Origin of the sequence: Halobaculum sp. CBA1158 (assembly GCF_021431925.1) — an archaeon.
Lineage (GTDB): Archaea > Halobacteriota > Halobacteria > Halobacteriales > Haloferacaceae > Halobaculum.
Genome location: NZ_CP090371.1, coordinates 2,749,214 through 2,772,356, shown reverse-complemented (window position 1 = coordinate 2,772,356; position 23,143 = coordinate 2,749,214). Strand labels below are relative to the sequence as shown.

The 23,143-nt window shown below is 72.2% G+C and carries 22 protein-coding genes; 8 read left to right on the top strand and 14 right to left on the bottom strand.

Translation table 11 applies throughout. The features are described 5' to 3' along the window. Positions 1-39 precede the first annotated feature (39 nt). Positions 40-537 (bottom strand): VTT domain-containing protein, encoded by a 498-nt coding sequence (locus Hbl1158_RS14440; protein ID WP_234299545.1) that lies wholly within the window; start codon positions 535-537, stop codon positions 40-42. 209 nt (positions 538-746) lie between these two features. Here Hbl1158_RS14440 and hemB point away from each other — a divergent pair, with 209 nt between their 5' ends. Both hemB and Hbl1158_RS14430 read left to right on the top strand, forming a co-directional pair. Beyond that, the gene (gene hemB, locus Hbl1158_RS14435; RefSeq protein ID WP_234297949.1) at positions 747-1,754 is read left to right on the top strand and encodes a porphobilinogen synthase; all 1,008 of its coding nucleotides are present in this window, start codon (positions 747-749) and stop codon (positions 1,752-1,754) included. Between the two features lie 359 nt (positions 1,755-2,113). After that, positions 2,114-3,265, top strand: coding sequence for a hypothetical protein (locus Hbl1158_RS14430; RefSeq protein WP_234297948.1), 1,152 nt, complete (start codon positions 2,114-2,116; stop codon positions 3,263-3,265). A 15-nt stretch (positions 3,266-3,280) separates the two neighbouring features. On the opposite strand, the gene Hbl1158_RS14425 is transcribed toward Hbl1158_RS14430, so the two are convergent. Continuing rightward, a complete protein-coding gene (locus Hbl1158_RS14425; protein WP_234297947.1) occupies positions 3,281-3,781 on the bottom strand; it encodes a DUF367 family protein in 501 nt (166 codons plus the stop codon). Positions 3,782-3,918: 137 nt separating this feature from the next. Between Hbl1158_RS14425 and Hbl1158_RS14420 the strand changes: the two genes are divergently transcribed. Beyond that, a complete protein-coding gene (locus Hbl1158_RS14420) occupies positions 3,919-4,329 on the top strand; it encodes a nuclear transport factor 2 family protein (protein ID WP_234297946.1) in 411 nt (136 codons plus the stop codon). Between the two features lie 56 nt (positions 4,330-4,385). Here the strand turns inward: Hbl1158_RS14420 and Hbl1158_RS14415 are convergent, their stop codons facing one another. Beyond that, on the bottom strand, positions 4,386-5,417 hold the full coding sequence (locus Hbl1158_RS14415) for a 5,10-methylenetetrahydromethanopterin reductase (RefSeq protein ID WP_234297945.1): 1,032 nt from the start codon (positions 5,415-5,417) through the stop codon (positions 4,386-4,388). Next, positions 5,410-6,165, bottom strand: coding sequence for a coenzyme F420-0:L-glutamate ligase (locus Hbl1158_RS14410; RefSeq protein WP_234297944.1), 756 nt, complete (start codon positions 6,163-6,165; stop codon positions 5,410-5,412). The genes Hbl1158_RS14415 and Hbl1158_RS14410 overlap by 8 nt, the downstream gene beginning before the upstream one ends. A 143-nt stretch (positions 6,166-6,308) precedes the next feature. Here Hbl1158_RS14410 and Hbl1158_RS14405 point away from each other — a divergent pair, with 143 nt between their 5' ends. Together Hbl1158_RS14405 and Hbl1158_RS14400 are read left to right on the top strand one after the other, a co-directional pair. Beyond that, on the top strand, positions 6,309-6,458 hold the full coding sequence (locus Hbl1158_RS14405; RefSeq protein WP_234297943.1) for a hypothetical protein: 150 nt from the start codon (positions 6,309-6,311) through the stop codon (positions 6,456-6,458). 258 nt (positions 6,459-6,716) lie between these two features. Continuing rightward, on the top strand, positions 6,717-8,822 hold the full coding sequence (locus tag Hbl1158_RS14400) for a PAS domain S-box protein (protein WP_234297942.1): 2,106 nt from the start codon (positions 6,717-6,719) through the stop codon (positions 8,820-8,822). 107 nt (positions 8,823-8,929) lie between these two features. Here the strand turns inward: Hbl1158_RS14400 and Hbl1158_RS14395 are convergent, their stop codons facing one another. Together Hbl1158_RS14395 and Hbl1158_RS14390 are read right to left on the bottom strand one after the other, a co-directional pair. Further along, positions 8,930-10,159 (bottom strand): threonine synthase, encoded by a 1,230-nt coding sequence (locus tag Hbl1158_RS14395; protein ID WP_234297941.1) that lies wholly within the window; start codon positions 10,157-10,159, stop codon positions 8,930-8,932. Positions 10,160-10,227: 68 nt separating this feature from the next. Then, positions 10,228-10,995 (bottom strand): DUF6517 family protein, encoded by a 768-nt coding sequence (locus Hbl1158_RS14390; RefSeq protein ID WP_234297940.1) that lies wholly within the window; start codon positions 10,993-10,995, stop codon positions 10,228-10,230. A 139-nt stretch (positions 10,996-11,134) separates the two neighbouring features. On the opposite strand from Hbl1158_RS14390, the gene Hbl1158_RS14385 reads away from it, so the two are divergent. Then, the gene (locus Hbl1158_RS14385; RefSeq protein ID WP_234297939.1) at positions 11,135-12,154 is read left to right on the top strand and encodes a DUF5787 family protein; all 1,020 of its coding nucleotides are present in this window, start codon (positions 11,135-11,137) and stop codon (positions 12,152-12,154) included. An 18-nt stretch (positions 12,155-12,172) separates the two neighbouring features. Here Hbl1158_RS14385 and Hbl1158_RS14380 read toward each other — a convergent pair whose 3' ends face one another. Then, positions 12,173-13,015: an ABC transporter permease gene (locus tag Hbl1158_RS14380; RefSeq protein WP_234297938.1), complete on the bottom strand. Its 843-nt coding sequence runs from the start codon at positions 13,013-13,015 to the stop codon at positions 12,173-12,175. Positions 13,016-13,203: 188 nt separating this feature from the next. Here Hbl1158_RS14380 and Hbl1158_RS14375 point away from each other — a divergent pair, with 188 nt between their 5' ends. Then, on the top strand, positions 13,204-13,548 hold the full coding sequence (locus Hbl1158_RS14375) for a hypothetical protein (RefSeq protein WP_234297937.1): 345 nt from the start codon (positions 13,204-13,206) through the stop codon (positions 13,546-13,548). A gap of 36 nt (positions 13,549-13,584) precedes the next feature. Here Hbl1158_RS14375 and Hbl1158_RS14370 read toward each other — a convergent pair whose 3' ends face one another. Further along, the gene (locus tag Hbl1158_RS14370) at positions 13,585-13,833 is read right to left on the bottom strand and encodes a HalOD1 output domain-containing protein (RefSeq protein WP_234297936.1); all 249 of its coding nucleotides are present in this window, start codon (positions 13,831-13,833) and stop codon (positions 13,585-13,587) included. Positions 13,834-14,339: 506 nt separating this feature from the next. Here Hbl1158_RS14370 and Hbl1158_RS14365 point away from each other — a divergent pair. Next, a complete protein-coding gene (locus Hbl1158_RS14365) occupies positions 14,340-15,161 on the top strand; it encodes a TrmB family transcriptional regulator (RefSeq protein ID WP_234297935.1) in 822 nt (273 codons plus the stop codon). 84 nt (positions 15,162-15,245) lie between these two features. On the opposite strand, the gene Hbl1158_RS14360 is transcribed toward Hbl1158_RS14365, so the two are convergent. The 6 genes from Hbl1158_RS14360 to Hbl1158_RS14335 form a co-directional block, all read right to left on the bottom strand. Beyond that, positions 15,246-16,712 carry an aryl-sulfate sulfotransferase gene (locus tag Hbl1158_RS14360; RefSeq protein ID WP_234297934.1) on the bottom strand — a complete coding sequence of 489 codons (1,467 nt, stop codon included), beginning with the start codon at positions 16,710-16,712 and terminating at the stop codon, positions 15,246-15,248. Next, entirely contained in the window at positions 16,709-18,112 is a 1,404-nt protein-coding gene (locus Hbl1158_RS14355; protein WP_234297933.1) for a PQQ-dependent sugar dehydrogenase, read from the bottom strand. The genes Hbl1158_RS14360 and Hbl1158_RS14355 overlap by 4 nt, the downstream gene beginning before the upstream one ends. Before the next feature lie 128 nt (positions 18,113-18,240). Continuing rightward, the gene (locus Hbl1158_RS14350) at positions 18,241-19,524 is read right to left on the bottom strand and encodes an ABC transporter permease (protein WP_234297932.1); all 1,284 of its coding nucleotides are present in this window, start codon (positions 19,522-19,524) and stop codon (positions 18,241-18,243) included. Beyond that, positions 19,517-20,170 (bottom strand): ABC transporter ATP-binding protein, encoded by a 654-nt coding sequence (locus Hbl1158_RS14345; RefSeq protein WP_234299544.1) that lies wholly within the window; start codon positions 20,168-20,170, stop codon positions 19,517-19,519. Before Hbl1158_RS14345 ends, Hbl1158_RS14350 begins: the two co-directional genes overlap by 8 nt. Positions 20,171-20,430: 260 nt before the next feature. Beyond that, on the bottom strand, positions 20,431-22,038 hold the full coding sequence (locus Hbl1158_RS14340; RefSeq protein ID WP_234297931.1) for a CARDB domain-containing protein: 1,608 nt from the start codon (positions 22,036-22,038) through the stop codon (positions 20,431-20,433). 71 nt (positions 22,039-22,109) lie between these two features. Then, entirely contained in the window at positions 22,110-22,934 is an 825-nt protein-coding gene (locus Hbl1158_RS14335; RefSeq protein WP_234297930.1) for an MBL fold metallo-hydrolase, read from the bottom strand. Positions 22,935-23,143 lie beyond the last annotated feature (209 nt).

The window sequence follows — 23,143 nt, the reverse complement described above, 5'->3', positions numbered from 1 at the left end:
TCCGGTCGGGGAAAAACCGTTTCCGTTCCGTGGCCCGCGTTACCACAGCAGGTCGACGCCGAACACGTACAGCGCCGCCAGCCACGACTCGAAGATCAGGGTCCCGACCGCCGACAGCACGAGGAACCGACGCGGCTCCATCTCGGCCAGCCCCGCGGGAACGGTGAGCATCCCCCGGGTGAACAGCAGGGCGTTCGAGACGGGCACCACGACGGGGCCCCAGCGGTCGAACCAGCCGTCGAAGCGGTCGAGGGTGTCCTCGCTCACGCGGAACCAGCGCTTCCGGAGGAGCCACTCCCGGCCGCCGCGCTGGGCGACGACGAACAGCGCGGTCTGGCCGACGGTCGCCCCGAGCACCGCGACGCCGATCACGGCGACGACGGTGTCGGGGGAGTGACCGAAGAGAATGAGCGACCCGGGGACGATGAGTTCGCTCGGCATGAAGTACATCAGCATCGCTCCCTCCAGCACGAACACGCCGAACAGCACGAGGAAGGCGTACTCCGAGGCCAACAGCGACTCCAGCCACGGGGGCATCGCGTCGACCTGGAGGGGCGAAAGCGTCACGCTCCCCGGTTACCCGTCTCCCGATATATGGTTTGCGTGATTCGCCGGCGGGCGAACACGCGTCCCGCCCGGCCGGCCCGTCGCCGACGCCTTCCCCGCCGGTCGACCCGTCACGACGCCCCCTCCACCGGTCGGCCGCGAACGCGGGGTTTACCTCCCGCGCGGGCCGACCCCCGACGATGACCCCCACCGATCGCCCGCGCGACTCGCCGCGCACGCGCCGGCCCCGTCGCCTCCGGAGCGACGGCGTCCGGCCGCTCGTCTCCGAAACCGACCTCTCGGCGTCGGACCTCATCGCGCCGGTGTTCGTCGACGCGACGACCGACGAGCGGGTCGCCATCGAGTCGATGCCCGGCCACGAGCGCGTCCCCGTCGCGGACGCGGTCGACCGCGTCGAAGAGGTGCTCGCGACGGGCGTCGAGGCGGTGATGGTGTTCGGCATCCCCGAGTCGAAGGACGCGGTCGGCTCGCGGGCCTACGCCGCCGAGGGCGTCGTCCAGCGCGCCGTCCGCGACGTCGCGAGCGAGACGGAGGCCTACGTCGTCACCGACGTGTGTCTCTGCGAGTACACCGACCACGGCCACTGCGGCGTCCTCGAGGAGCACGCCGCCGAGGACCCCGACCTCACGGTGAAGAACGACGAGACGCTGGACCTGCTCCGGAAGACGGCCGTCTCCCACGCCGAGGCGGGCGCGGACATGGTCGCGCCCTCCTCGATGACCGACGGGATGGTCGGAGCCATCCGCGCGGGCCTCGACGACGCCGGCTTCGAGTCGGTGCCGATCATGAGCTACGCGGTGAAGTACGAGTCCGCCTTCTACGGCCCGTTCCGGGACGCGGCCGACGGCGCGCCCGCCTTCGGCGACCGCCGGCACTACCAGATGGACCCCGCGAACCGCCGCGAGGCGCTCCGGGAGGCCCGCCTCGACGCCGAGGAGGGCGCGGACGTGCTGATGGTGAAGCCCGGGCTGCCGTACCTCGATATCGTCCGCGACGTGCGCGGGGAGTTCGACCTCCCCGTCGCCGCCTACAACGTCTCCGGCGAGTACGCGATGCTCCACGCCGCCGCCGACCGCGGGTGGCTCGACTTGGAGGAGACGGCCCGCGAGTCGCTCCTCTCGATGAAGCGCGCCGGCGCGGACCTGATCCTCACGTACTTCGCCGAGGACATCGCTGACCGCCTCTAACGGACTCCCGGCGACCCGCGATCGCCGACACCCCACGGCGACACGAGCGGGTGTCCGTGACGCGACGAGTCCGAGAAACCGCCATCGCGACGACGCTCGTCCGACCGTCGGGTGGGACTGAAAGGGGCCGGCGCGTTCGGGGACGGCGCGGACCGGTGAGCACCGCAGGAGCGAGGCGTCGCCGAGCGACGAGGAGCGCGCCGGCTGCACCGACCCGAACGCGCCGGGGGCTTTCGCGGTAGTCAACTCCGTCGCCTCGGCGGTGCTGTTCACCACGGCGTCGCCGTCCGCGACGCTCCGACACGAGTCCGATCGCGAGAACACGAACCGTTTTAGCCCCCACCGAACACCCACCTCCCATGCACCGCCCGGCGGTTCCCGACGCGTACATCGAGGAGGTCGCCGAGCGCACCGACTTCGCCGTCGACGACGTGCGGATCGGACTGCGCGTCCTCCACGACGCCGTCCAGGATCGCATCGTCGAGCAGTACCGCCGCGCCCGCGACGCGGACAGCCCGAATCACCTGCTGATCGACGACGCCGACTCGGCGTGGTTCGCGTTCGCCTTCGCCGACCTCCGAGCCGAGTTGGAGGCCGCCGGCTACGAGATGGACGACGACCTGCTGGCGGCCGTCGCCGCCGTGAACATGACCGTCTTTCAGGAGGTGCACGACCGCACCGTCTCGTTCCCGCGCGACCTGGCCGACGCCAGCGACACGCCGTTCTTCTACCCCGTCTACGTCGGCAAGCCGGACTGGTGGCGCGAGGCCGAGACGCGCGCGCTCCGGTCGCTCGTCGGCCTGCTGGAGTCGGGGTCGTCGCCGGCGGCGGCGCTGGACGCGTGGGCGGTCACCCTCGCCGGCGTCGACGCCGAGGAGTGGGCCCGGATCCGGGGCGTCAGCGCCGAGCGCGTCCGCACGAACGCCGGAAACGCTCCCGACCCCGCACCGGAGGCGGCCGACGGCCTCCGCGCGGAGGCGCGCGGGGAGGTTCCCGACGGCCCGTACGACCCCGAAACCGACCGCCTGTTCGTCCCGACGACCGACCAACTGGCCGCCGCGCGGGAGGCCGACGCCGACGCCGAGAGCGAGGCCGAGTCCGAACCGGGGGCGGAGGTGGACGCGGACGCCGATACCGACTCCCGGACGGCGTCGGACCCGGACGGGCTCGCCGAAATCGACCCCGACGAGGTGCTCGCGGGCGACGTCGACGCCGCGGACCTCCCGGAGTACGCTGTGCAGGGCGACGACGGGCTCGGGGAGGGGTCGGCCTCCGACGCGCCGGCCTCCGATGCCCCGGTGTCCGACGCCGCGGGCGACGATGCCGGGGGGTCCGCCGGCGACGACGACCGCCTCGTCGACGGCGCGGCGGCGTTCGAGCGCGACGAGGGGAGCGAAACCGAGGACGGAGTCGACCGGGGCGTCGACGAGGAGCACGCGGACGGTGCAGGTGGCACGGACGAGCACGGCGGGGACGACGAGCGTCGCCGGGAGGGCGGGCGCGACGCCTGACCGGTCGGGCGGTCGTCAGCGGTCAAGGTACTCCTGCTGGATCGCGACGACCTCCCCGGAGTCGTCGCACGCGGCGTACCGCCGGAGCGGTTCCTCGTTGAGTTCGAGGAACGTCTCACCCCAGGTGAACTTCGAGAGCACCCGCTCGGCGTGATCGGGCTCGCCGAGGATGTGCAGCCCGGCGGCGAACGCTTCCACCGTGGTCAACTGCATCGGTCGTCCGAAGTTCACCGGGTTGGCGGCGACGAGGTACGGGAGCGCGCGGTGTTCACCCGGCAGCGAGAACATCGCCTCGCCCGCCGACTCCCACGAGCAGTCGAGCGCGACGAGCGTCCCGCCGTCCGCCGCCTCGCGGTCGGCGGGCGAGAGCGCCCGCTCGGCGTGGGGGTTGAGCACGGTTCCGTACGGCGTCGCCGAGTCCGAACGGTGGAGCTCAGCCAGGTCGAAGCGCGCGAGCTTCCGGGCCGTGCACTTGTCGGGGTCGTCGTCGCCCTCGTACCGGACGTGCAGATCCACGCCCGAGCAACGCCGCCCGGGCGAATAAGCGCCCCGACCGGCCGCCGCCGCCGGCTGCGACGCGGCTCGCGCCGCCACCCGAACGCGTCTCGCCCGCGACCCGACCATTCAAGCCCGCGGGCCGCCCTGTCGATAGCGTGACGCCCGAGGCGACCGCGCGTGCCTACTACGAGGCCATCGACGCCGGCGAGTACGACGCGCTCGCGGGCCTGCTCGCTCCCGACTTCGTCCACGACCGCCCGGATCGAACGCTGTCGGGCCGCGAGCGGTTCGTCCGGTTCATGCGCGACGAGCGCCCCCGAGCCGACACCGACCACCGGGTCGACGCGGTGCACGCCGACGCCGGCGGCGAGGTCCTCGTCCGCGGCCGACTCGTCGGCGGCGACGGCGCGGAGCTGTTCGGCTTCGTCGACGTGTTCCGGATCGTCGACGCCGGTGAGGGATCCGGGGACGAGGGGTCCGCAGTCGAGGGGTCCGACGCCGCGGCGCGAACGGAGGCCGACGGACGCGACCTCGTGATCGCCGACCTCCGAACCTACACGAACTGATCCGCGTTCGAGGCCCGCGCGGGCGACCGCGACGGCTCCCGATCCCCGACTTCTCGTTACGGCGCGTCGTCGCTCGCGCGGTCGCCGGCGACGAGACCGGCGTCGGCCGCCGCCTCGGCCGCCAGGTCGATCGCCGTCTCCAGATCGGGGCCCAGCGGGGAGCCGACGACCAGCGAGTCCGCGTGCTCCAGCACCGCGGCCATCCGGTCGGCGACCGCGCCGGCGTCGCCGGCCACGCAGAAGGCGTCGATCATCGCCGGCGTCACCGCGTCGAAGGCCTCCGAGAACTCCCCGGCGGAGATGTGCTCGCCGATCGCCTCCGCCGTCTCGGGGTCGATCCCGTGGCGCTTCACCACCGGCGGGGCCGCGCCGGCGGCGATGAACGCCACCGGCGGTCGGGCGGCCTCCCGCGCCGCCTCGTCGTCCTCCGCGACGCTGACGGCGGCGTACGCCGCCAGATCGAAGTCGCCGCGGGAGTCGGGGCGGTCGGACTTCCCCCGCTCGACCTGCTCGCGCGCCCACGCCAGGTCGTCCGGGTGCGAGCCGTTGAACAGCAGGCCGTCGGCGTGTTTGCCGGCCATCCGGCACATGTGCGGGCCCTCGCCGCCGACGTAGACGGGAATGTCGGCTCCCTGCGGCGGCTCGTAGTTCAGGCCGGCGTCGTCGGCCTCGAACGTCGACCCGCCGTCGACGCGCTCGCCCGCCCATAGCTTCTGCGCGGTCTTGAACGCCTCCAGCACCGGCCGCAGACCGCGGTCGTCCCCGAGACCGAGGTTCCGAAGCGTCGAGGGGTCGCCCGGTCCGATCCCGAAGACGGCCCGGCCGCCGCTGGCCTCGTCGAGCGTCGCCACCTTCGAGGCGAGCGTGGCGGGGTGGAACTCCAGCGGATTGACGACGCCCGGGCCGAGGCGGGCGTCGTCGGTCGCGGCCGCCAGCCGCGAGAGCACGGAGAAGGCGTCGCGGTTGTTGTAGTGGTGCGAGACGAACAGCGCGTCGAAGCCGGCGTCCTCGGCCCGCACGCCGAGGTCGACCATGCGGTCGACGGGGTGCTCGGGCGCGAGTTCGATCCCGAGCGTCGGACTATCCATCGAACTCCCACCCCCGAACCGCCTGGCGGATCAGGTCGCCGTCCACGTCCCGGAAGTGCGCGTCGCTCTCGGCGTGGTCGCCCCACCTGAACTCCCGGACGACGACGACCGGGGTGCCGTCGTCGCCCTCGCCGGCGACGAGGTTCGCCGCGGCGGCGAGTTCGTCGGCGACGTTCTCCACGGTGACGCCCAGTTCTCGGCCGTCCCGATCCGACTCTCCGCGCCAGTCACGCGCCGGCGACATGCCGGCCCACCCGATCGCGACGCCGCGCTGTCCGTGGCGGAACGGCCGCCCGCAGGTGTCGGTGACGAGCACGCGGTCGGCCGGGAGACCGTCCCGGATCCGCTCGGCCGAGGCGGAGGGGCGCTCCGGCAGGAGGAGGAGGTCGCTTCCGGGGACGTTCGAGCGGTCGATGCCGGCGTTGACGCCGACGTGGCCGAAGCGCGACTCGGTGAGCAGGAACGGCGCGTCCATGATCACCTCGGTCGACTCCTCCAGGACGGCCTGCGCGAACCGGGGGTCCTTCTCGTCGCCGGAGACCTCAGAGAGACGCGTCGCGACCTCCCGGGCCCGCGGTCCGGCCGGGAAGTCGTCGAGGTCGAACGCGCGTCCCTCGGCCTTCGAGACGACCGTTGACGCGACGCACACCACGTCGTCGGGTCGGAGGTCGACCCGGTCGCGGATCAACTCGGCGAGGTCGTCCCCCTCCCGGACCTCCGGGAGGTCGGGGACGGCGAATAGCTCCATACCGTTCCTGCGGCCGACGCCCGCAAAAGCGCGCCGGTGGTGGTACACGTCTCCGGTGTCGCGGTCGTGGTGGCGGTAGCGTTGCGGTCGCGGATGCTGTGTCGCGGTCGCGGATGCTGTGTCGCGGTCGCGGATGCTGTGTCGTGGTCGCGGATGCTGTGTCGCGGTCGCGGATGCTGTGTCGCGGTCGCGGATGCTGTGTCGCGGTCGCCGTCACGACCGGGGAGAGCGCGACCGACGGCGGCGACCGCGACAGCGACCGCGACGGCGACGCCGCCGATGGGAAGGAGTGATACGCATCCGTTGGCTACGACCGGCCGGGCGGCCGTGACGAGGGTTACCCCCACCGAGCCCCGTGTGACGAGGGATTCACCCGAGCCGCCCGATCTCCGCCCGCCAGCGACGGCTCCGACGCTGGTGCCGATCCGTGTCCGTCGCGGTTCCGTTCCGGTCGCCGCCGAGTGAATGGATCGCCGTCGACCCGTTGAATCGACCGCGTTCGTGACGTAACCAGGGTATATTCTTTTCATCCACCGTCCCCTGAAGTGGTTATGGCTGATCCGATCCGGGTGTTGCACGTCGACGACGACCCGGATTTCGCCGATCTCACCGCCGCGTTCCTCGAACGGACCGACGACCGATTCTCGGTCGAGACCGCCAAAAACGCGGAGGAGGCGCTGGAGCGACTCGACGACGGGATCGATTGCGTCGTCAGCGACTACGACATGCCCGGAACCGACGGGATCGAACTGCTGGAGACGGTTCGCGAGCGCGACCCGGACCTCCCGTTCGTGCTGTTCACCGGGAAGGGGTCCGAAGAGATAGCGAGCGAGGCGATCTCGGCGGGGGTCACGGACTACCTCCAGAAGAAGGGGGGCCAGGACGGCTACGAGATCCTCGCGAACCGCGTCCGCAACGCCGTCGAGCGTGCGCGCGCCGAGCGACGCGCCGACCTGTGGGCGCGCGCCGTCGAGACCGCAAACGAGGGCATCTCGATCATCGACGGGGACGGTAGGTTCGTGGAGGTGAACGAGTCGTACGCCGCCAACTACGGGGTGGAGCCGGCGGAGCTGATCGGTCGCCACTGGACCGAGACGGTCCCCGACGAGGAGGCCGAGCGTCTCCGCGAGGAGGTGTTCCCGACGCTCGAGGGGGACACGACGTGGGTCGGCGACTCGATCGGCGAGCGCGTCGACGGGAGCACGTATCCGAAGCTCCTCTCGCTTGCGCCCCTGTCGGGCGGCGGTCACGTCTGCGTCATCCGCGACGTGAGCCAGCGTCGCGACCGCGAGCGCGAACGGCGGCGCAAGGCCGCAGAGCTCGACGCGCTGTTCGAGAACTCCCCGGCCATGATCGACGTCCACGACGACGAGGGGCGGATCCTCGACGTGAACCGACGGTTCTGTGAGACCCTCGGCTACGACGAGGACGAGCTGATCGGCAGGCGCGTCTGGGAGCTCGACGATCGGATCGACCCCGAGACGGTCCAGGCGATGTGGGACGAAATGAACCCCGGCGAGACGCGACGCCTGGAGGGGACGTACCGACACAGCGACGGCCGGGCCGTCCCCGCCGAGGTCACCCTCTCGCAGGTGGACATCGCCGGCGAGTCGCGCTTCTTCGTGATCAGCCGCGACCTCAGCAACGTCCGCGAGCGCGAGTACGAACGGGCGATACTGGAGCGCGGGGTCGAACAGATCGAGGCCGGCGTCGGCGCGTACGACGAGCACGGGGAGGTCGTCTTCGTCAACGACTACTACCCGCGCCTGCTCGGAGGGACCCGATCGGACCTCGAGGGAGCCCACATCTGGGACGTGAACCCCGAGATCGACGCCGACCGCTTCGACGAGTACTGGGACTCCTACGACGTGGGCGAGACGCGCGTCCACGAGACGGTCAACCGCCGGATGGACACCGGGGAGGACGTCCCCGTCAGGACGACGACCACGCGGGTCCGCGTCGACGGCGACGACTACCACGTCGGCACGATCAGCGACATCACCGACCAGAAGCGACGCGAGGAGCGACTGGAGCGGAAGATCGAACGGCTCGACGAGTTCGCGAGCATCGTCTCACACGACCTGCGAAACCCGCTCAACGTCGCGACCGGGCGACTGCGTCTCGCGAGAGCGGAGGCGGACAGCCCGCACCTCGAGGACGTCGAGTCCGCGCTCGACCGGATGGACGAGCTGATCGACGACCTGCTCGTGCTCGCACGGGAGGGCGACGAGGTCGCCGAGCGCGAGCCGGTCGACGTCGCGGCGTTCGTCGAGGCCTGCTGGGGCACCGTCGACACCCGCGAGGCGTCGCTTCAGGTGGACACCGATCTGACGGTGTCGGCGGACGAGAGCCGACTCAGACAGCTCGTCGAGAACCTCCTCCGCAACGCCGTCGACCACGGCGGGCCGGCCCCGACGATCACGGTCGGCGACTGTGACGGCGGCGTCTACGTCGCCGACGACGGCCCCGGAATCGATCCGGAGCGTCGCGAGGAGGTGTTCGACGCCGGCGTCTCCACCGCCGAGAACGGAACGGGATTCGGGCTCAGCATCGTCGAGGAGATCGCCGAGGCACACGGCTGGAGCGTCCGCGTAACCGACGCCGAGGGCGGCGGCGCGCGGTTCGAGATCACCGGCGTCGACTCGCCGACGGAGTGACCCGGATCGACCCGCAGTCCGTCGATCCCTCGGTCCTCGCTCCGGTGACGCTCTCGTACCCCTCGCCGCCCCCGTCGGCGACGATTCCGGCCGCCCGTGACTCCCGTCTATCGTTCGCTGGCCGCTTCCTCGCGTGCGCCGAGGTGGCTCCGCAGCGTGTCGACATCCTTGTTGCCCGCGCCGGTATTGAGCAGGACCACGGTGTCGTCAGCGCCGAGTTCCCCCCGCTCGGCCAACTCGAACGCCCCGGACACCGCTGAGGCGCACGTCGCGCCGACCTCGACGCCCTCCGCCCGCGCGACCTCGATCGCCGCGTCGAGGATCGCCTCGTCGCCGGTGGCGACCGCGCCGCCGCCGGACTCCCGGAGCGCCTCGAGGATCCACGGCGACGCGCCGGGATCGGGCACCGCGATCCCGTTGCAGGCGGTGGTGATGTCGGTCCAGGCCTCGTGCTCGTCGGCACCCTCCTCCCACGCGTGGACGACCGGCGCACAGCCGTCGGCCTGGGCGGCGTACATCCCCGGGAGGTCGTCGCTCTCTGTGAAGCCGAGGTCCCGAAGCTCCGTCGCCGCCTTGTGCATCCCGATCAGGCCGACGCCGCCGCCGGTCGGGTAGACGATCGCGTCGGGCACCGCCCAGTCCAACTGCTCGATCGTCTCGTAGGCCATCGTCTTCTTCACGTCGTGGCGGTACGGCGTCACGAACGTCTTCGTGGAGTACCAGCCGGCCTCGTCGCCCTCCGCGCCCTCCGCCATCGCGGCAGCGTACTCGTCGCCGGCGTCGGTGATCTCCCCCTCGGCGATCCGGAGGTCGCCGCCGTGGACCTCGGTCATCGCCTTCTGGGTGAAGCCGGCGCGGTCGGGGAGGAACACGTGGGAGTCGAGGCCCGCGCGGGCGGCGTAGGCGCTCGCCGCCTGTCCCGCGTTGCCGGCGCTGTTGAGGGCGATCCCGCTCGCGCCGTGTTCGACGGCGGCCGTCACCGCCCCGGTCTGGCCGCGGTCCTTGAACGTCCCCGTCGGATTGCGGCCCTCGTCTTTGATGTACACGGCGTCGACGCCCATGCGCTCGGCCAGCGTCGGACACTCGACCAGCGGCGTCGCGCCCTCGCCCAGCGAGACGGCCGCCTCGCGGGGGAACGGAAGCAGCTCCTCGTAGCGCCACAGCGAGTCGAACGGGCGCGACTCGAGGTCCTCACGGGCGAGGTCGACCGCGTCGAGGTCGTACTCGGGATCGGTCATCCCGCCGCAGTCCGGGCAGCGGTGGGTGACCTCGCTCGGGTCGTGTCTGGCGTCGCAGTCGATACACCGCAGGGCGACGAAGGCGTCGGTCGTTCGCACACGCGCCGGGTCGGTCGGCCGGGACTAACCGCTTGTGCATCCGGCGGTCCGCGCCAAGAGAACTGTCCTCACTCGACGCGCGTCACGATCCCGCGGACCTCCTCGCGGTACGCGTCGGGCGTGAGCCCCAGGTCCACGTCGATGGAGACGGTGATCGCTTCCGAGAGCTCCTCCTCCGCGGTCCGTGCGACGTTCTCCGCGGGATACGCCCCGCCGGCGATCAGGAGCCCGCCGTCGTGGACCCACGAGGCGAGCAGCCCATCGACGGCGACGGAGCCGCCCTCGACGGTGACCGTCTCGTCGCGTACCTCCGCCGAGAACGCGTCGAACTCGAAGGCGGCGCTGTACTCGGTGAGCGTCGCGTCCTCGCCCGTCTCGACGGTGAGCGTTCCGCCGTCGCTCGCCGAGACGTCGGTGAGCCCGGCCGACGAGAGCTGCGACTCGAACTGCTCGCGGGCCACCTCGCCGGCTCGGGCCGCCAGCTCCTCGCGGGCCGACTCCAGCGGGACGTCCGCGAGGTTCGGCGAGAAGGCGACCCGGCTGGCGAAGACGTTCGACAGCGGCGCGTCGAGCGCCCCGAGCGTCTTCTCGCGCACGTCGGCGCGCAGCGCCGCGTCGTCGTACACGCGCGTCACCGCGGTCGCGGTCACGTCCGTCCCCGCGACGCTCCGCGAGAGCACTTCTTCGGTGTCGGCGCGCGTCCGTTCCCATCCCCCCTCGTCAAGCCGGTCCTCCGGGAGCGACGGGGGCCGGACGGTTCCGGACGCCGCGCCGCAGCCCGCCAGTCCGGCGACGCCGGCGGCGACCGCGCCGGCGAGGAATTGTCGTCTATCCATACTCGGCGGACGGCGTCTGCGGGACAAAAGGCCGTCGCCGCGGGTATCACCCCCGATACCGGTCGATTCCTCGTGCGGTCCGCGTCGTCGTCGACCCGCGCGTGCGAGCGTTTTTGCCCGTCCGGTCCCCCGTTCCGGTATGGAGTTCGCGTTCGAGTTGGCGCTGTGTTCCCACCTCGAACGGGCGACCGACTGGGTGCTCGCGCGCCAACTCGGCGGGGCCGTCGCCGCGCCGGGGAGCCGCGTCGTCGACGTGGTGGGGCTGGTTCCCGGACCCGGATTCGACGACCGCGCCCGGATCACCGACCGCGCGATCCCCGGGCCGGCGATCGAGAGCGACGCGGGCGTCGCCGCGGCCGTCCCCGTCCTCGATGCGATCGACGCCCGCCCGGACCGCGCCCGCGCCGTCGCCGACGCCGCCGTCGACCGCGGCTTCCTCGCCGAGGAGCGCCGCGGCGGGAAGCGGTGCGTCCGGAAGACGACTCGCTACCCGGACGACTGGTTCGGCGACCTGATCGCGATCGAGAACAAGCCCGACCTCGGCCGCCCGGGCGACCTCCGGCGACAGCTCCGCGTCGACGCCAGCCTCGCGCTGTTCGACCGAGTCGTCCTCGCGACCGAGAGCCACGTCACCGGCGCGCACCTGAACCGCCTCCCCGACGCCGTCGGTGTCTGGCGGTTCCGCCCCGAGACGGGCGAGCGAGAGGTGATCCGGGAGGCCGACCCGCTCGCGGTCGACGACCCCGGCGTGGAACTGCTCGCCGAGCACCCCGGCCGCGCGGACGTGGCGCTCGTGAGCGCCGCCGAGAAGGCGCGCAAGCGGCGGCGGATCGCCGAGCGCGCCTACGGCAAGGGCTGGCGCACCTACGACTTCCCGGGGTGTGGGAACTGCGAGGCGACCGCCGACGGCCGCCCCCGGTGCGCCCACTTCGACCGCGTCGTCGACCCCGCGAGCGACTGCGGGGAGTCGTGTCCGGGCTGGACTCCCGGAGATGCGGGCGACGATGTCGGGGAGGCTGACGCAACTGGCGACGCCGTCGACGCAGGCGACGCAGGCGACGCCGTCGACCCCGCGGCCCTGCGCGACGAGCGGACGCCGTGGGTGCGCGACCCCCCGGGCGTGGCGCGACGGCAGGCCGGACTGGACCGGTTCGGGTAGGTCGGCGCGCTCGCCCGATCAGTGAATATCGGCGCGCTCGAACCGCAGGTAGCCGAACGCGAGCGGGAGCACACACCAGCCGGCGAGGATCACGAACCCGACCCAGTCCTGGAGGTACGCGGCGCTCCCCTCGGGGTAGAACGTGAGCGTCTCGTACTCGGGAACGACGCTCCGCACGGCGTGCATGAACGCCGTCGAGGGGTTGACCATCCCGAGGAACTTGAACCAGTCGGGGAGCCCCGCCTCCGGGATCTCCTCGCCGTAGATCGCGAGCTGGAGCACCAACAGCAGCACGTCCCACCCGAGGATGAACAGCGCGTACAGGCCGCCCGCGCCGGCGAACGCGTCGCGGCGCGACGCCATCGCCGCCGAGAACCCGGTCGCGATCCCGACGTACACCGCGCCGTAGCCGATCGTGAGGAGGGTGTACAGCCCGAACACGCGGGCGTCGAACGACTCGTACGTCGCCAGCGCGATCCCCCCGGCGACGGCGTAGCCGACCGCGATCGCGACGGCGATCACCGCCGTCCGTCCGAGGAACTTCCCGGCGACGGCCTCCAGCCGCGAGTTCGGCAGTCCGATAAGCAGCCTGAGGGTCCCGCTGGTCCGCTCGCCGGCGAGCGCGTCGTACGCGAGGACCAGCCCGATCAGCGGGATCATGAACACCGTCGGCTGACGCATGCTGTTCAACAGCGCCAGCGTGCTCGGGTCGACGGCCGGGCCGCCGTACTGGGTCTCCGGGATCCACTGAATCGCCGCCAGTCCGGCCGCGAACGCGACGAACAAAAGCGTCGTGAACTGCAGCGAGAACGACCGAATCGCGTCGGTGAAGTCCTTTCGAACGACCGCTCGGAGGGGCATGCCCGCATCGTTCGACGCGACGATAGTTCGTCGTTTCGGGCCGCCCGGACCGGTGACCGGTCGATCGACCCGTCACCGACCGCGACCGTGAGGATCGGAGTGACAGCCGCTGTTTTTATTATTCTCGTAAATCAATATGTACGCGTTCACGACGGCCGATCTGCCGATCGAACATAGTTGAGAACCTAATGAATCAGCACACCCATTCGATCGCGGCCGATGCGGTACTCCGGCTTCTCTCAGATCACCAGCGACGCGGGGTGCTCCGTCGACTGGCTGACGCCGACGAGCCGGTCTCGGTGGAGTCGCTGACGGCGGCGCTCGTCACCGAGTCGACCACAGCCGACGCCGTCCGGATCCGACTGCTTCACTCTCACCTCCCGAAACTACACGACGCGGGAGTGATCGACTACGATGCCGACGAGCGGACGGTCAGACGCGGCCCGGAGTTCGAGCCGGTCGCCTCGCTGCTTCAGGCCCTCTCGAGCCACCTGGAACGCGCGTCCGAGACGCCGCTGGCCGAGGACAGGTAGCCCGGCCGGTTTCGGGGAATCGACGCGACGGACCCGTTAGCGGGACCGATCTAGCGCGGTCGCGAGGACGCCGTTCCGATCGACGCTGACGCGGACGCCGGCGTAGTCGAACTCGACTCGGAGGCACGACGAGCCCGTTTCGGCCACGAACGGACCGAGGGCGTCGATGTCAACTGATCGGTGCAGCGGGGGGAGCTCCGTCGTCGAGCGGCCCGTGGCGTCCGACACCGCTTCGACGATCGCGACGCACGGGTCCTCGCTTCCCGCCCACGCGGTCTCACTCATCGCTGTCTCCGGGACCGTGTCGCGACTCGGAACCGCGGATATCGGTGGTGCGGGGCATTACTGTCCTATCGTACCGGGCCCGGAGGGATAGCGCTGTTGTGACGATTCGAGTGACAGAGTCGCTTCGGCGTCCAGTCGGGTGTCAAGCGGAACCGGACGGGCGACGGAACCCGCCTCGGAGGGGGCGACGACGGCGGGCGGACCGACTCCCGTCCGCGGGAGGAGGTATCGGTGCGGGACAGCAGCGAGGTTGGGACCAAAACTGCGGCCCCGCACCACCGAGGACGAGTGGTTCGGCGCATTTAGTTTTACTGTGATTAATTGGGTGAACGTCTGATACACCGACAGCGATGCCACGATCCCGCGTGAACGAGTCGATCTGTATGTCACTCGACGAGTGACAGCTGGGCGTCGAGTGGCGATCCGCGATCTGCGGGGGTGATCCCGTCGCGGGCCTACTATATCCCCGGAGCGAGAACTGAGCGTGTCGTACGAGGTTGGGACCTATGAACGACAGTACACATCGTCAACAGGCGGTCGAACTGCTTCAGGAACTCGGACTCAAGGAGTACGAGGCGCGGTCGTTCGTCGCGCTCGCGCGACGACGGGAGGCGACGGCCAAGGAGATCAGCGACACCTCTGAGGTGCCTCGAACGCGCGTCTACGACGCGGTCCGCGTGCTGGAGGCGAAAGGGCTCGTCGAGACGCAACACTCGAACCCCCAGGTGTTCCGGGCCGTTCCGATCGACGAGGCGATCACGACCCTCCAGGCGGAGTACGAACAGCGGACCGAGTCGCTTCGCGACGCGCTGGACGAGCTCGAACCGCCCGACGACGAGGGGACCGAGGTCACCCACGAGGTGTGGGCGCTGTCGGGCGGGCAGGGCATCACGAGCCGGACGCGACAGCTCGTCGACGGGGCCGATCGGGAGGTCGTCATCGTGATCGGCCACGAGAGCGTCGTCACGCCGGAGCTCCTGGAGCGCCTCGAGGCCGCCCACGACCGCGGCGTCGACCTGCTCGTCGGTGCCGCCTCCCCGGAACTGGCGGCGAGCATCCGCGAGTCGCTCCCCGGGATCGAGGTGTTCGTCTCGGGGCTCGACTGGCTCAGCGGGGCCGAGGGAACCGACGACACGACCGAGATCAGTCGCTTGGTGCTGACCGACCGCGAGGCGATCCTCGTGAGCTCGTTCACCGCCGGCCCGGACGGCCGCGATCACGAACTCGGCGTCTTCGGCCGCGGGTTCGACAACGGCCTGGTCGCGATCGTCCGCCGACTCATGTCGACCGGACACGGCTTCAGCGGGGACGCGACACGGGGCGAGTAGCCTCCCGCCGCGTCGTCGATCGGCGGACAGGTCATCGCGGATCGAACCGGCCGGGATCGGACTGCACCGCACTCCCGGGATCGGCTACCCGCGCCGTCGCGCCGTCAGCGCGGCCGCCAGCGACGCGACAAGCGCCGCGAGCGCGACGGGGACGCCGAAGCCGGGCGTGTCGACGATCGACGCGTCGTCGGGGACGGTCGTCCACTCGCGGTCCGCGGTGCCGTCGCCTGCGCCGTTCGCGTCGTTGCCGCCGCCGTTCGCGTCGCCGTCGCCGTCGCCGGCGGTCGTCGTGTCGGCGTCGCCCAGGTCGCCGCCGGAGCCCCACAGCTCGTCGTCGGGGACGAGTCGCGTGCGGTCGACGCCGGTGAGGTGGGCGTAACACTCCTCGATGCGAGCGGTGTCGTAGCCGGCGCTGCCGGTCATCGACTGGTCGCCGGTCGCGCCCACCTGCCGCATCGTCGGCCCCTCGGAGCCGGGGTCGGTGCCGACGCGCTCGGCGTCGTACGGCTGCCACGGCGTGTAGAACTCCCAGACGACCTCGCCGCGCGGCGTCACCTCGACGACGCGGTGGCCCCGGCGGTCGGTGACGAGCGTGTTGCCGTTGGGGAGTCGGTCGGCGTCGCGCGGCTCGTGGAGGCCGCCGCCCGAGAGCGTCCAGGTGCGCTCCCAGCCGCCGTCGTCGGTGCGGGCGTACTCGGCGACGCGGTCGTTCTCGGAGTCGGCGACGAGCACGGTGGCGGTGCCGTTCTCGCCCTCGATGTAGTCGGGGTTGTGCTGCTCGTTCAGCACGTCGTACTCGTCGTCCTCGCCGAGCGTCCACTTCACCTCCTTCGTGTCGCGGTCGACGGCGATCACCTGATCGAAGTTCCGCACCGACACGAGGAAGGTGTCGTTGCCGATCGGGTCAACGTCGTTCACGTGGGTCCAGTCGTCGCCGTAAGGGCCGCCGCCGTCGCGCGGGAAGCGGTCGGTGTGCTCGTCGAAGCGCCACTGCCAGACGATCTCGCCCGAGTCGTCGAACACCACGACCCGGTTGCGCTCGTCGCCCTTGTCGACGGTGACGAACTCGCCGTCGCCGAGGTAGTCCACGTCGTGGGCGTCCTCGACGTTTTCCAGGCGGATCGTCTCGGTGGTCTCACCGGTCGCCGGGTCGATCCGCTCGATCACGGAGATGCCGGGCTCGGTCGTCGCCATCAGCAGTTCGCCGTTCGGCAGCGGGTCCACGTCGTAGGACCACCAGCGCCCGTCGGCGGTGTCGTTGTGGACGCCGTGGATCGAGCCGTCGGGGCCGACCCCGACCAGCATCGCGACGGTCTTCCCCCCGCCGCGCGCGCCCTGGATGCTCACGAGCGTCGAGGCGTCGGGCTCCTCCTCGACGGTTCCGACGCAGGGATTGAGCCCGTCCGACTGCGCGAACGGCCCGGTCGCGCCGCCGGCGTTCGCGCCGGTCGTCGCCACCGCGGGCGCAACGCCCGCCACCACCAGCGCCAGCACCGCCGCGAGCGCGAGCGGCGTCGTCGAGGGGGCGAGCGCCTCCGGGAGCCGACTCATCGTGCCCCCTCCAGCCGGACGAGGACGTCGTCGTTCGAGCGCGGGAAGCCGTCGTCGCTGGCCGACCGACCGTCCCGGTTCGACGTGATCGCGTACAGCTCGCCGTCGACCCCCTGCTCGACGTGGCGGACCCGGCCGAGCACGTCGGTCAAGCGCGGGTGGGCGGTGACGGTGTAGGCGTCGTCGAGCCAGCCGGCGTCGAAGCGCCGCCCCCGATCGCCCAGGGGCGGACGCTCCGCGTCCGGCGGCGACAGCGTCGCGACGATCACCTGCTGGCTTCGCAGGCCGCCGATCACCATCCGGTTCGACCACGAGGGGAGGCCATCGCCCGTGTAGAACAGCGACCCGGTGGGTGCCCACGTCGACTTCTGCGTGTTGACCAGCGGGCGGCGCACGGCGCTGTCCGTCTCGAGCCCCCGGTACTCATCGGCGGTGCGGACCTCCGGCCAGCCGTAGTCGCCGCCGGCGACGAGTCGGTTCACCTCGTCTCGCCCGGAGGGGCCGTGCTCGTTGGCGATCGGCGTTCCGTCGGGCAGCCAGACGATCCCCTGCGGGTTGCGGTGGCCGTAGCTGAACACCCGGGGGTCGCCGCCGTCGACCTCGGGGTTGTCGGGCGCGCCCTCCCCGTTCACGGTGACCCGCAGCACCGACCCGGGGAGCGCGCCGGGATCGGCGGCCATCGGCTTCTCGCCGGCGTCGCCGGTCGTGATCCAGAGGTACCCGCGGGGGCCGAACGCGATCCGTCCGCCGTTGTGGTACTGGTTCGCCGGGATCGACCCGACGACGACCTCCTCGGTCGCCGCGGGGTCGTCGGCCGAGAGGTCGAACCGCGAGACGCGGTTCACCCGATCGCCTCCGCCGCCGTCCTCGGCGTTCGCGGTGTAGTAGACGTACAGCACCTCCACGTCGGGGTAGTCGGGGTGGACCGCGACGCCGAGGGTGCCGCCCTCGCCGCCGTCGACCCACCACTGCTGTTCGTCCTGGTCGGCCGGCACGGAGCCGGCGTCGATGGCGTCGGCGGGCGTGAACACGGCGTCCACGTCGCCGCCGGCGAAGCGGCTGACGCGGCCGACCCGCTCGGTGACGAACACGTCGCCGTTGCTCGCGACCGACAGGTCCCACGGCACCTCCAGGTTCTCCACGAGTACGGTCCGCTCGACCTCGGTCGCGGGGGCGTCGGTCGGCGCGGTCCACTCCTCGGGCGTGAACTCCGTTTCGGGCTCGGGAACCGGCGTCGGCTCTGGCGTCGGCGTGCCGTCGGGGTCACCGTCGCCGGGCCCGTCGTCGCCGGGATCGTCCCCGTCGGCGGTGCCGTCCGTGGAGGGCGCGCCGCTGCAGCCGGCGAGCAGCGCTCCCCCCGCGACCGCGAGCGCCCGCCGCCGGGACCAGTCGTTCGACATGTGACGGGGATACGAACACGGCCGCAAGTGTCTTCGGGTCTCCCCGCGCCCGCGTTCGTCGGTCCATTCGGCCGTCCCGCCGATCCACTCGGCCCTCCCGCCCGTCGCGACGCGACCGGCGCTTGACCCTACCCGCGAAGCGACTCCACGGGCGGCTCCCAGGCGGCGCGGTAGGCCGGGTAGAGCCCGCCGACGAGCGCGACGGTCGCGCCGAAGGCGAACGCGCCGACGGCGACGAGGGCGTTCGTCGGGACGAGCACAGCATCCAGCGGGAGGTCGGTGTTGAGCGCGACGAGGACCACGCCGACGGTCCCGAGCGCCACCCCGACCGCGCCGCCGACGACACCGAGGAGGGTCGCCTCCACCAGCAGCGTCCGCAACACCTGATCGCGGTGGATCCCCACCGCCCGGAGCACGCCGATCTCGCCCCGGCGCTCGGAGACTGTCATCAGCATGACGTTGAAGATGGAGACGCCGGCGACGACCAGCGACACGCCCGCGACCGCCAGCAGGAAGCCGTTGAGCAGCGCGAAGAACTCCCGGATCTGCGAGAGGATGCTCGTCAGCGAGAACACCGACACGCGGCGCTCGCGGGCGTTCAGCCGGTCGCGCACCTCGCCGGCGACCGCCTCGGCGTCGCCGCCGGAGTCGGCGCGCACGACCACCTGCGAGTAGCCGTCGGCGGCGAACTCGCCGGGCGGCAACACGACCGCTGAGTCCGCCTGCAGCGGGGAGACGGACGCCTGTTCGGGCAACACCGCGACCACCCGGTAGCTGTTCGACTCGACCGTCAGGGTTGAGCCCACCCGGAGGTCGAGCGCGCCGGCGACGTCCGCCCCCACGATCGCCCCCTGGCGGTGGTACGCGGGGACGCCCGGCGCGTCGCCGAACAACGCCCCGGGATTCGTCGTCCCGTACAGTTGCGCGACGGTCCGTCCGCTCCCGGCGCTGACGGTCGCGCCAGCGGACTTCAGCGGGACGACCGCTCCGCGGCCCGCGGCGGCGCGTTCGATCGCCTGCAGGTCGCGGGCGTTCAGCGTCTCGGCGTCGGTCTCGGGGGCGGGACTCACGATCACCTGATTTCCGAGCCCCCCGAGTTCGTCGGTCGCGGCCGTCTGGAGCGCGGTTCCGAGCATCCCCAGCGACACCACCGCGAACACGCCGATGACGATCCCCAGCGCCGCCAGCCCCGCGCGGAGGCGCTGTCGCGAGAGGTTGCGAACCGCCAGCGACGCCGCCGGGAACCGCCGACCGACCCGCGCGGCGGCGCGACGCGCACGGTCGGCGACCGGCTCGGGGACGGCCTCGAGTGCGCGGGTCGCCCCCGCGCCGGCGACGCCCCCGATCCGTGCACCGCCCCGACGGAGCGCGCCGACGAGCCGACGGAGGCCGGCTCGGAGGCGGTCACGCATCCCGGAGCACCCCGTCGACGAGCCTGACGGTGCGGTCGGCGTAGTCGGTCACCAGGTCGTCGTGGGTGACGGCGACGACGCCGACGCCGCCGGCGGCGATCTCGCGGACCTCCTCGAGCACCGAGACGCCGGTGTCGCGGTCGAGGTTCCCCGTCGGCTCGTCCGCGAGCAGCACGTCCGGCTCGTTGATCAGCGAGCGCGCGATGGCGACGCGCTGTTTCTGTCCGCCCGACAGCTCGTCGGGCGTGTGGTCCAGCCGGTCCCCGAGGCCGACCCTGCCGAGCAGGTCGCGGGCGCGGTCCGTGCGGTCCTCGGGCAGGAATGCTGTCGGCAGGCGGACGTTCTCCAGGGCCGAGAGCGTGGGGACGAGATGGAAGTCCTGGAAGACGAAGCCGATCGTCTCCCGGCGCACGTCCGTGCGCTCGCGGGCCGTCCGTCCGGCCACCGGCGAGCCGTGAAGCTCGACCCGCCCCTCTGTCGGGTCGTCGAGCAGTCCGAGCAGGTTGAGCATCGTCGACTTCCCCGAGCCGGAGGGGCCCACGACGGCGACGACCTCGCCGGCCGCGACCGCGAACTCGACGTCCGACAGCGCCGTGACCGTGCCGCCGCCGCCCTCGTAGCGCTTGACCACGTCGACGAGCCGCAGCGGCGGCGCGGCGTCGCGGTCGCCGTCGCAGTCGCGGTCGCGGTTGCCGTCGGCATCGGTGTCGGGGCCGGCGTCGCGGTGTGAATCGGCGTCGCGGTCGCGGGCGGCGTCGCGGTCCGCGTCGCGGTCGCGGGCGGCGTCGCGGTCCGCGTCGCTGTCGCCGTCGCCGTCGCGGTCCGCATCGACGTCGTCGGCGATCGGTCCGCCAGCGGCCTGCTCACCGTCGATCGATTCGGGGGCGGCCCCCGAGTCGCCGCGGCTCATCGGTACCGGCGCGCGAGCACGGCGACGGCCGCGGGCACGGCGACGCCGACGACGAGGAGTCCGCCGCCGACGGCCCCGAAGCCGCCGATCGCGGCCGTCGATCCGGCGTCGCTCGCGTCGCCCGCGCCCGTCGGCAGCGGTACCTCGATCACCTCGCGGATCCGGTCGTCGCCGGTCGTGTACGACACGGCGACCGGCACGGTCGACGCGTTCGCGACGTCAACCCGTGCGGTCACCCGGAAGGGGGCGAACTCGCTCGCGCCGACCGAGCCGACGAAGTAGTCGCGCTGCGGGTAGGCGGCCCGGGCGAACTCCCCGTCTGCGACGCCGACGACGACGCCCGAGACCTCGCCGTCGCCGACGTTACCGAGGTTGCCCTCCAGGGTGACTCGACCGCCCTCCCCGACGCTGACGTTCATACCGGTCAGGTCGACGGCCCCGCGCTCGGGACGCACGTCGTAGCCGACGGCCGCCTCGCCCCGCTCTCCGGCGGCGACGAACTCGGCGACGAACCGGATCGTTCCGGCGGTCTCGACGTCCGAGAGGTCGACCGTGGCCGTCGCGGCCTCTCCCGGCGCGAGCGCGTCGGCGACGGCGACGCGGCCGATCGACTCGACGACGGTACCGTTGTCGCCGCGGGGCACGAGCACGACGCGCTCGACGGCGGCGTTGCCGAAGTTCGTCACCGTCACGTCGACGGCCGTGCCGTCCTCGGACCCGCCGTCGCCGCCGCCGGACGGCTGGAGCGCACCGCCTCCGCCGCCCCCGCCGATGACGCCAGCGAGCCCGGCCGCGCCGACGCCGCCGCCCGCGCCGTCGCCGCCGTCGCCGGCGGGGTCGACCCGGACGCCCACGTCGGTCGACCGGGCGTCGACGACGACGGCGCGCTCGTGGGCCGTCTCCGCGCGCGTCCCCGCGGCGGTCGTGTACTCGACGGCGACGCGGAACGGTCGCTCGCCGGCCTCGTCGGGCCGCACGGAGAAGTTGAGCTGCTGGCTCGCCCCGGCCGCGAGCGTCGCGACGGTCCGGCGGGTCCGCTCGCCGTCGCTCGGGCTCTCGACGGTCACGACCAGGTCGCGCAACGCTGCAGTCGTCGGGTTCGAGACGGTGACGCCGACGGTCGAGTCCGCGCCGGCGACGGCCTCGGACGCGTCGAGTTCGACCAGCGGCCCGCCCCGCTCGACGACCAGCGAGAGCGGCCTCCGCGCCGTCGCCGTCTCGTCGTCGTCGTCGGAGAACTCGGCGACGACGGTCAGGTCGTGCTCGCCGACCTCGTCGAGGGTGACGCTCACGGGCACCGTCAGCGTCTCGCCGGGCGACAGGGATCCGAGTCCGGTCGCCTCGCCCACCGTCTCACCGTCGGCGTCGACGACGGCGAGACGGTCGAGGTCGGCCGGGGAGTCGCTGCCTGCCGAGAGTCGCACGGTCGCCTCGACGGTGATCGGCGCGCCGGCGGTCGGCGTGGCGGGCGAGACGGTCGCGTCGGTCACCGCGACGCGGGCGTCGGGGACCGCGCCGGCGACGCCGACGAACGGGACGAGCACCGAGGCCGCGAGGAGGGCGGCGACGGCCACCGTCGCCGCCGGGGTCGAACGGACGTTCAAGTTAGACCGGTTACGGGTCCGAGCGGCAAATACCTTCGCCGGGACGGACGGCCGAGAAGCGCGGGGGCCGTCTACAGATCGTACGTCTCGCCGTCGACGGCCAGCGGCTCGGCGAACGCCTCCTCGGGCGGGTAGTAGTGCGCGAGGTGGACCAGCCGCGTCGTCTCCGCGTTCAGGTCGTCGGCGAACGCGAGCGCGCCCTCCCGAGTCATGTGCTTCGTGCCGAAGGTGTACGGCGTGCCGTCGGGCCCCTCGTCCGTGCCGCCCATCGGGTGGTACTCACAGAAGCGCGCGGGGACGATGCCGTCGGCCAGCAGGAGGTCCGGGTCCGCGAGCGCCGCCCGCGAGTCGCCGGACACGTCGTAGCTCGTGTCGCCCGACAGCGATAGCTTCGCGCCCGTCTCGGGGTCCTCGACCGAGAGCCCGTAACAGACGAGCGGCGGGTGATCGACCGGGACGAGCGTCACATCGAGGCCGCACATGCGGACCGGATCGAACGGGGAGGCGTCCTCGACGGTGACGCGGTCGAGGTAGTCGTACTTCGAGCGGACCGTGTCGGCGACCGACTCGCCGGTGACGGGGTCGACCTCGCTCGCGGCGTACACGGGGAGGTCGTCGACCAGGCGGTAGACGTTGCCGAGGCCGTCGAGGTGGTCGAAGTGGACGTGCGAGACGACCCCGGCGTCCGGCAGCGGAACGTCGTGGGTGAGAAACTGCTGGCGAAAGTCCGGCGAGAAGTCGATCAGGAGGCTCTCGCCGGTGCGGTCGTTCTCGACGTGGACGGAGAATCGGGAGCGCTCGATCCCGCGCTCGCGGGCGGCCTCACAGGTGTCGCAGTCGCAGCCGACGGTCGGAGTTCCCGTGGTGTCGCCCGTGCCGAGGAGGGTGACGCGCATCTACCCGATGGTGTGGGAGGGGGCGACTAAGCCGTGTCGGGAGCGTGGCCGAGCGAAGCGAGGCCACGAAACGCGAACGGGGAGCGCAGCGACCCGTGAGCGGGAGCGAGGTCGAGCGCAGCGAGACTTCGATGCGAACGGGGAGTCGGATAGGCACCTTCACCCGAAGCAGTGCTCCGGTCAGAATCTCGTCGCGGAACTCTAATCGC

Excerpts from the sequence above, each read along its gene's own strand:
- Hbl1158_RS14440 (WP_234299545.1), bottom strand. The coding sequence starts at position 537 with ATGCCCCCGTGGCTGGAGTCGCTGTTGGCCTCGGAGTACGCCTTCCTC.
- hemB (WP_234297949.1), top strand. The coding sequence starts at position 747 with ATGACCCCCACCGATCGCCCGCGCGACTCGCCGCGCACGCGCCGGCCC.
- Hbl1158_RS14430 (WP_234297948.1), top strand. The coding sequence starts at position 2,114 with ATGCACCGCCCGGCGGTTCCCGACGCGTACATCGAGGAGGTCGCCGAG.
- Hbl1158_RS14415 (WP_234297945.1), bottom strand. The coding sequence starts at position 5,417 with ATGGATAGTCCGACGCTCGGGATCGAACTCGCGCCCGAGCACCCCGTC.
- Hbl1158_RS14410 (WP_234297944.1), bottom strand. The coding sequence starts at position 6,165 with ATGGAGCTATTCGCCGTCCCCGACCTCCCGGAGGTCCGGGAGGGGGAC.
- Hbl1158_RS14400 (WP_234297942.1), top strand. The coding sequence starts at position 6,717 with ATGGCTGATCCGATCCGGGTGTTGCACGTCGACGACGACCCGGATTTC.
- Hbl1158_RS14390 (WP_234297940.1), bottom strand. The coding sequence starts at position 10,995 with ATGGATAGACGACAATTCCTCGCCGGCGCGGTCGCCGCCGGCGTCGCC.
- Hbl1158_RS14385 (WP_234297939.1), top strand. The coding sequence starts at position 11,135 with ATGGAGTTCGCGTTCGAGTTGGCGCTGTGTTCCCACCTCGAACGGGCG.
- Hbl1158_RS14380 (WP_234297938.1), bottom strand. The coding sequence starts at position 13,015 with ATGCCCCTCCGAGCGGTCGTTCGAAAGGACTTCACCGACGCGATTCGG.
- Hbl1158_RS14375 (WP_234297937.1), top strand. The coding sequence starts at position 13,204 with ATGAATCAGCACACCCATTCGATCGCGGCCGATGCGGTACTCCGGCTT.
- Hbl1158_RS14370 (WP_234297936.1), bottom strand. The coding sequence starts at position 13,833 with ATGAGTGAGACCGCGTGGGCGGGAAGCGAGGACCCGTGCGTCGCGATC.
- Hbl1158_RS14365 (WP_234297935.1), top strand. The coding sequence starts at position 14,340 with ATGAACGACAGTACACATCGTCAACAGGCGGTCGAACTGCTTCAGGAA.
- Hbl1158_RS14360 (WP_234297934.1), bottom strand. The coding sequence starts at position 16,712 with ATGAGTCGGCTCCCGGAGGCGCTCGCCCCCTCGACGACGCCGCTCGCG.
- Hbl1158_RS14355 (WP_234297933.1), bottom strand. The coding sequence starts at position 18,112 with ATGTCGAACGACTGGTCCCGGCGGCGGGCGCTCGCGGTCGCGGGGGGA.
- Hbl1158_RS14350 (WP_234297932.1), bottom strand. The coding sequence starts at position 19,524 with ATGCGTGACCGCCTCCGAGCCGGCCTCCGTCGGCTCGTCGGCGCGCTC.
- Hbl1158_RS14335 (WP_234297930.1), bottom strand. The coding sequence starts at position 22,934 with ATGCGCGTCACCCTCCTCGGCACGGGCGACACCACGGGAACTCCGACC.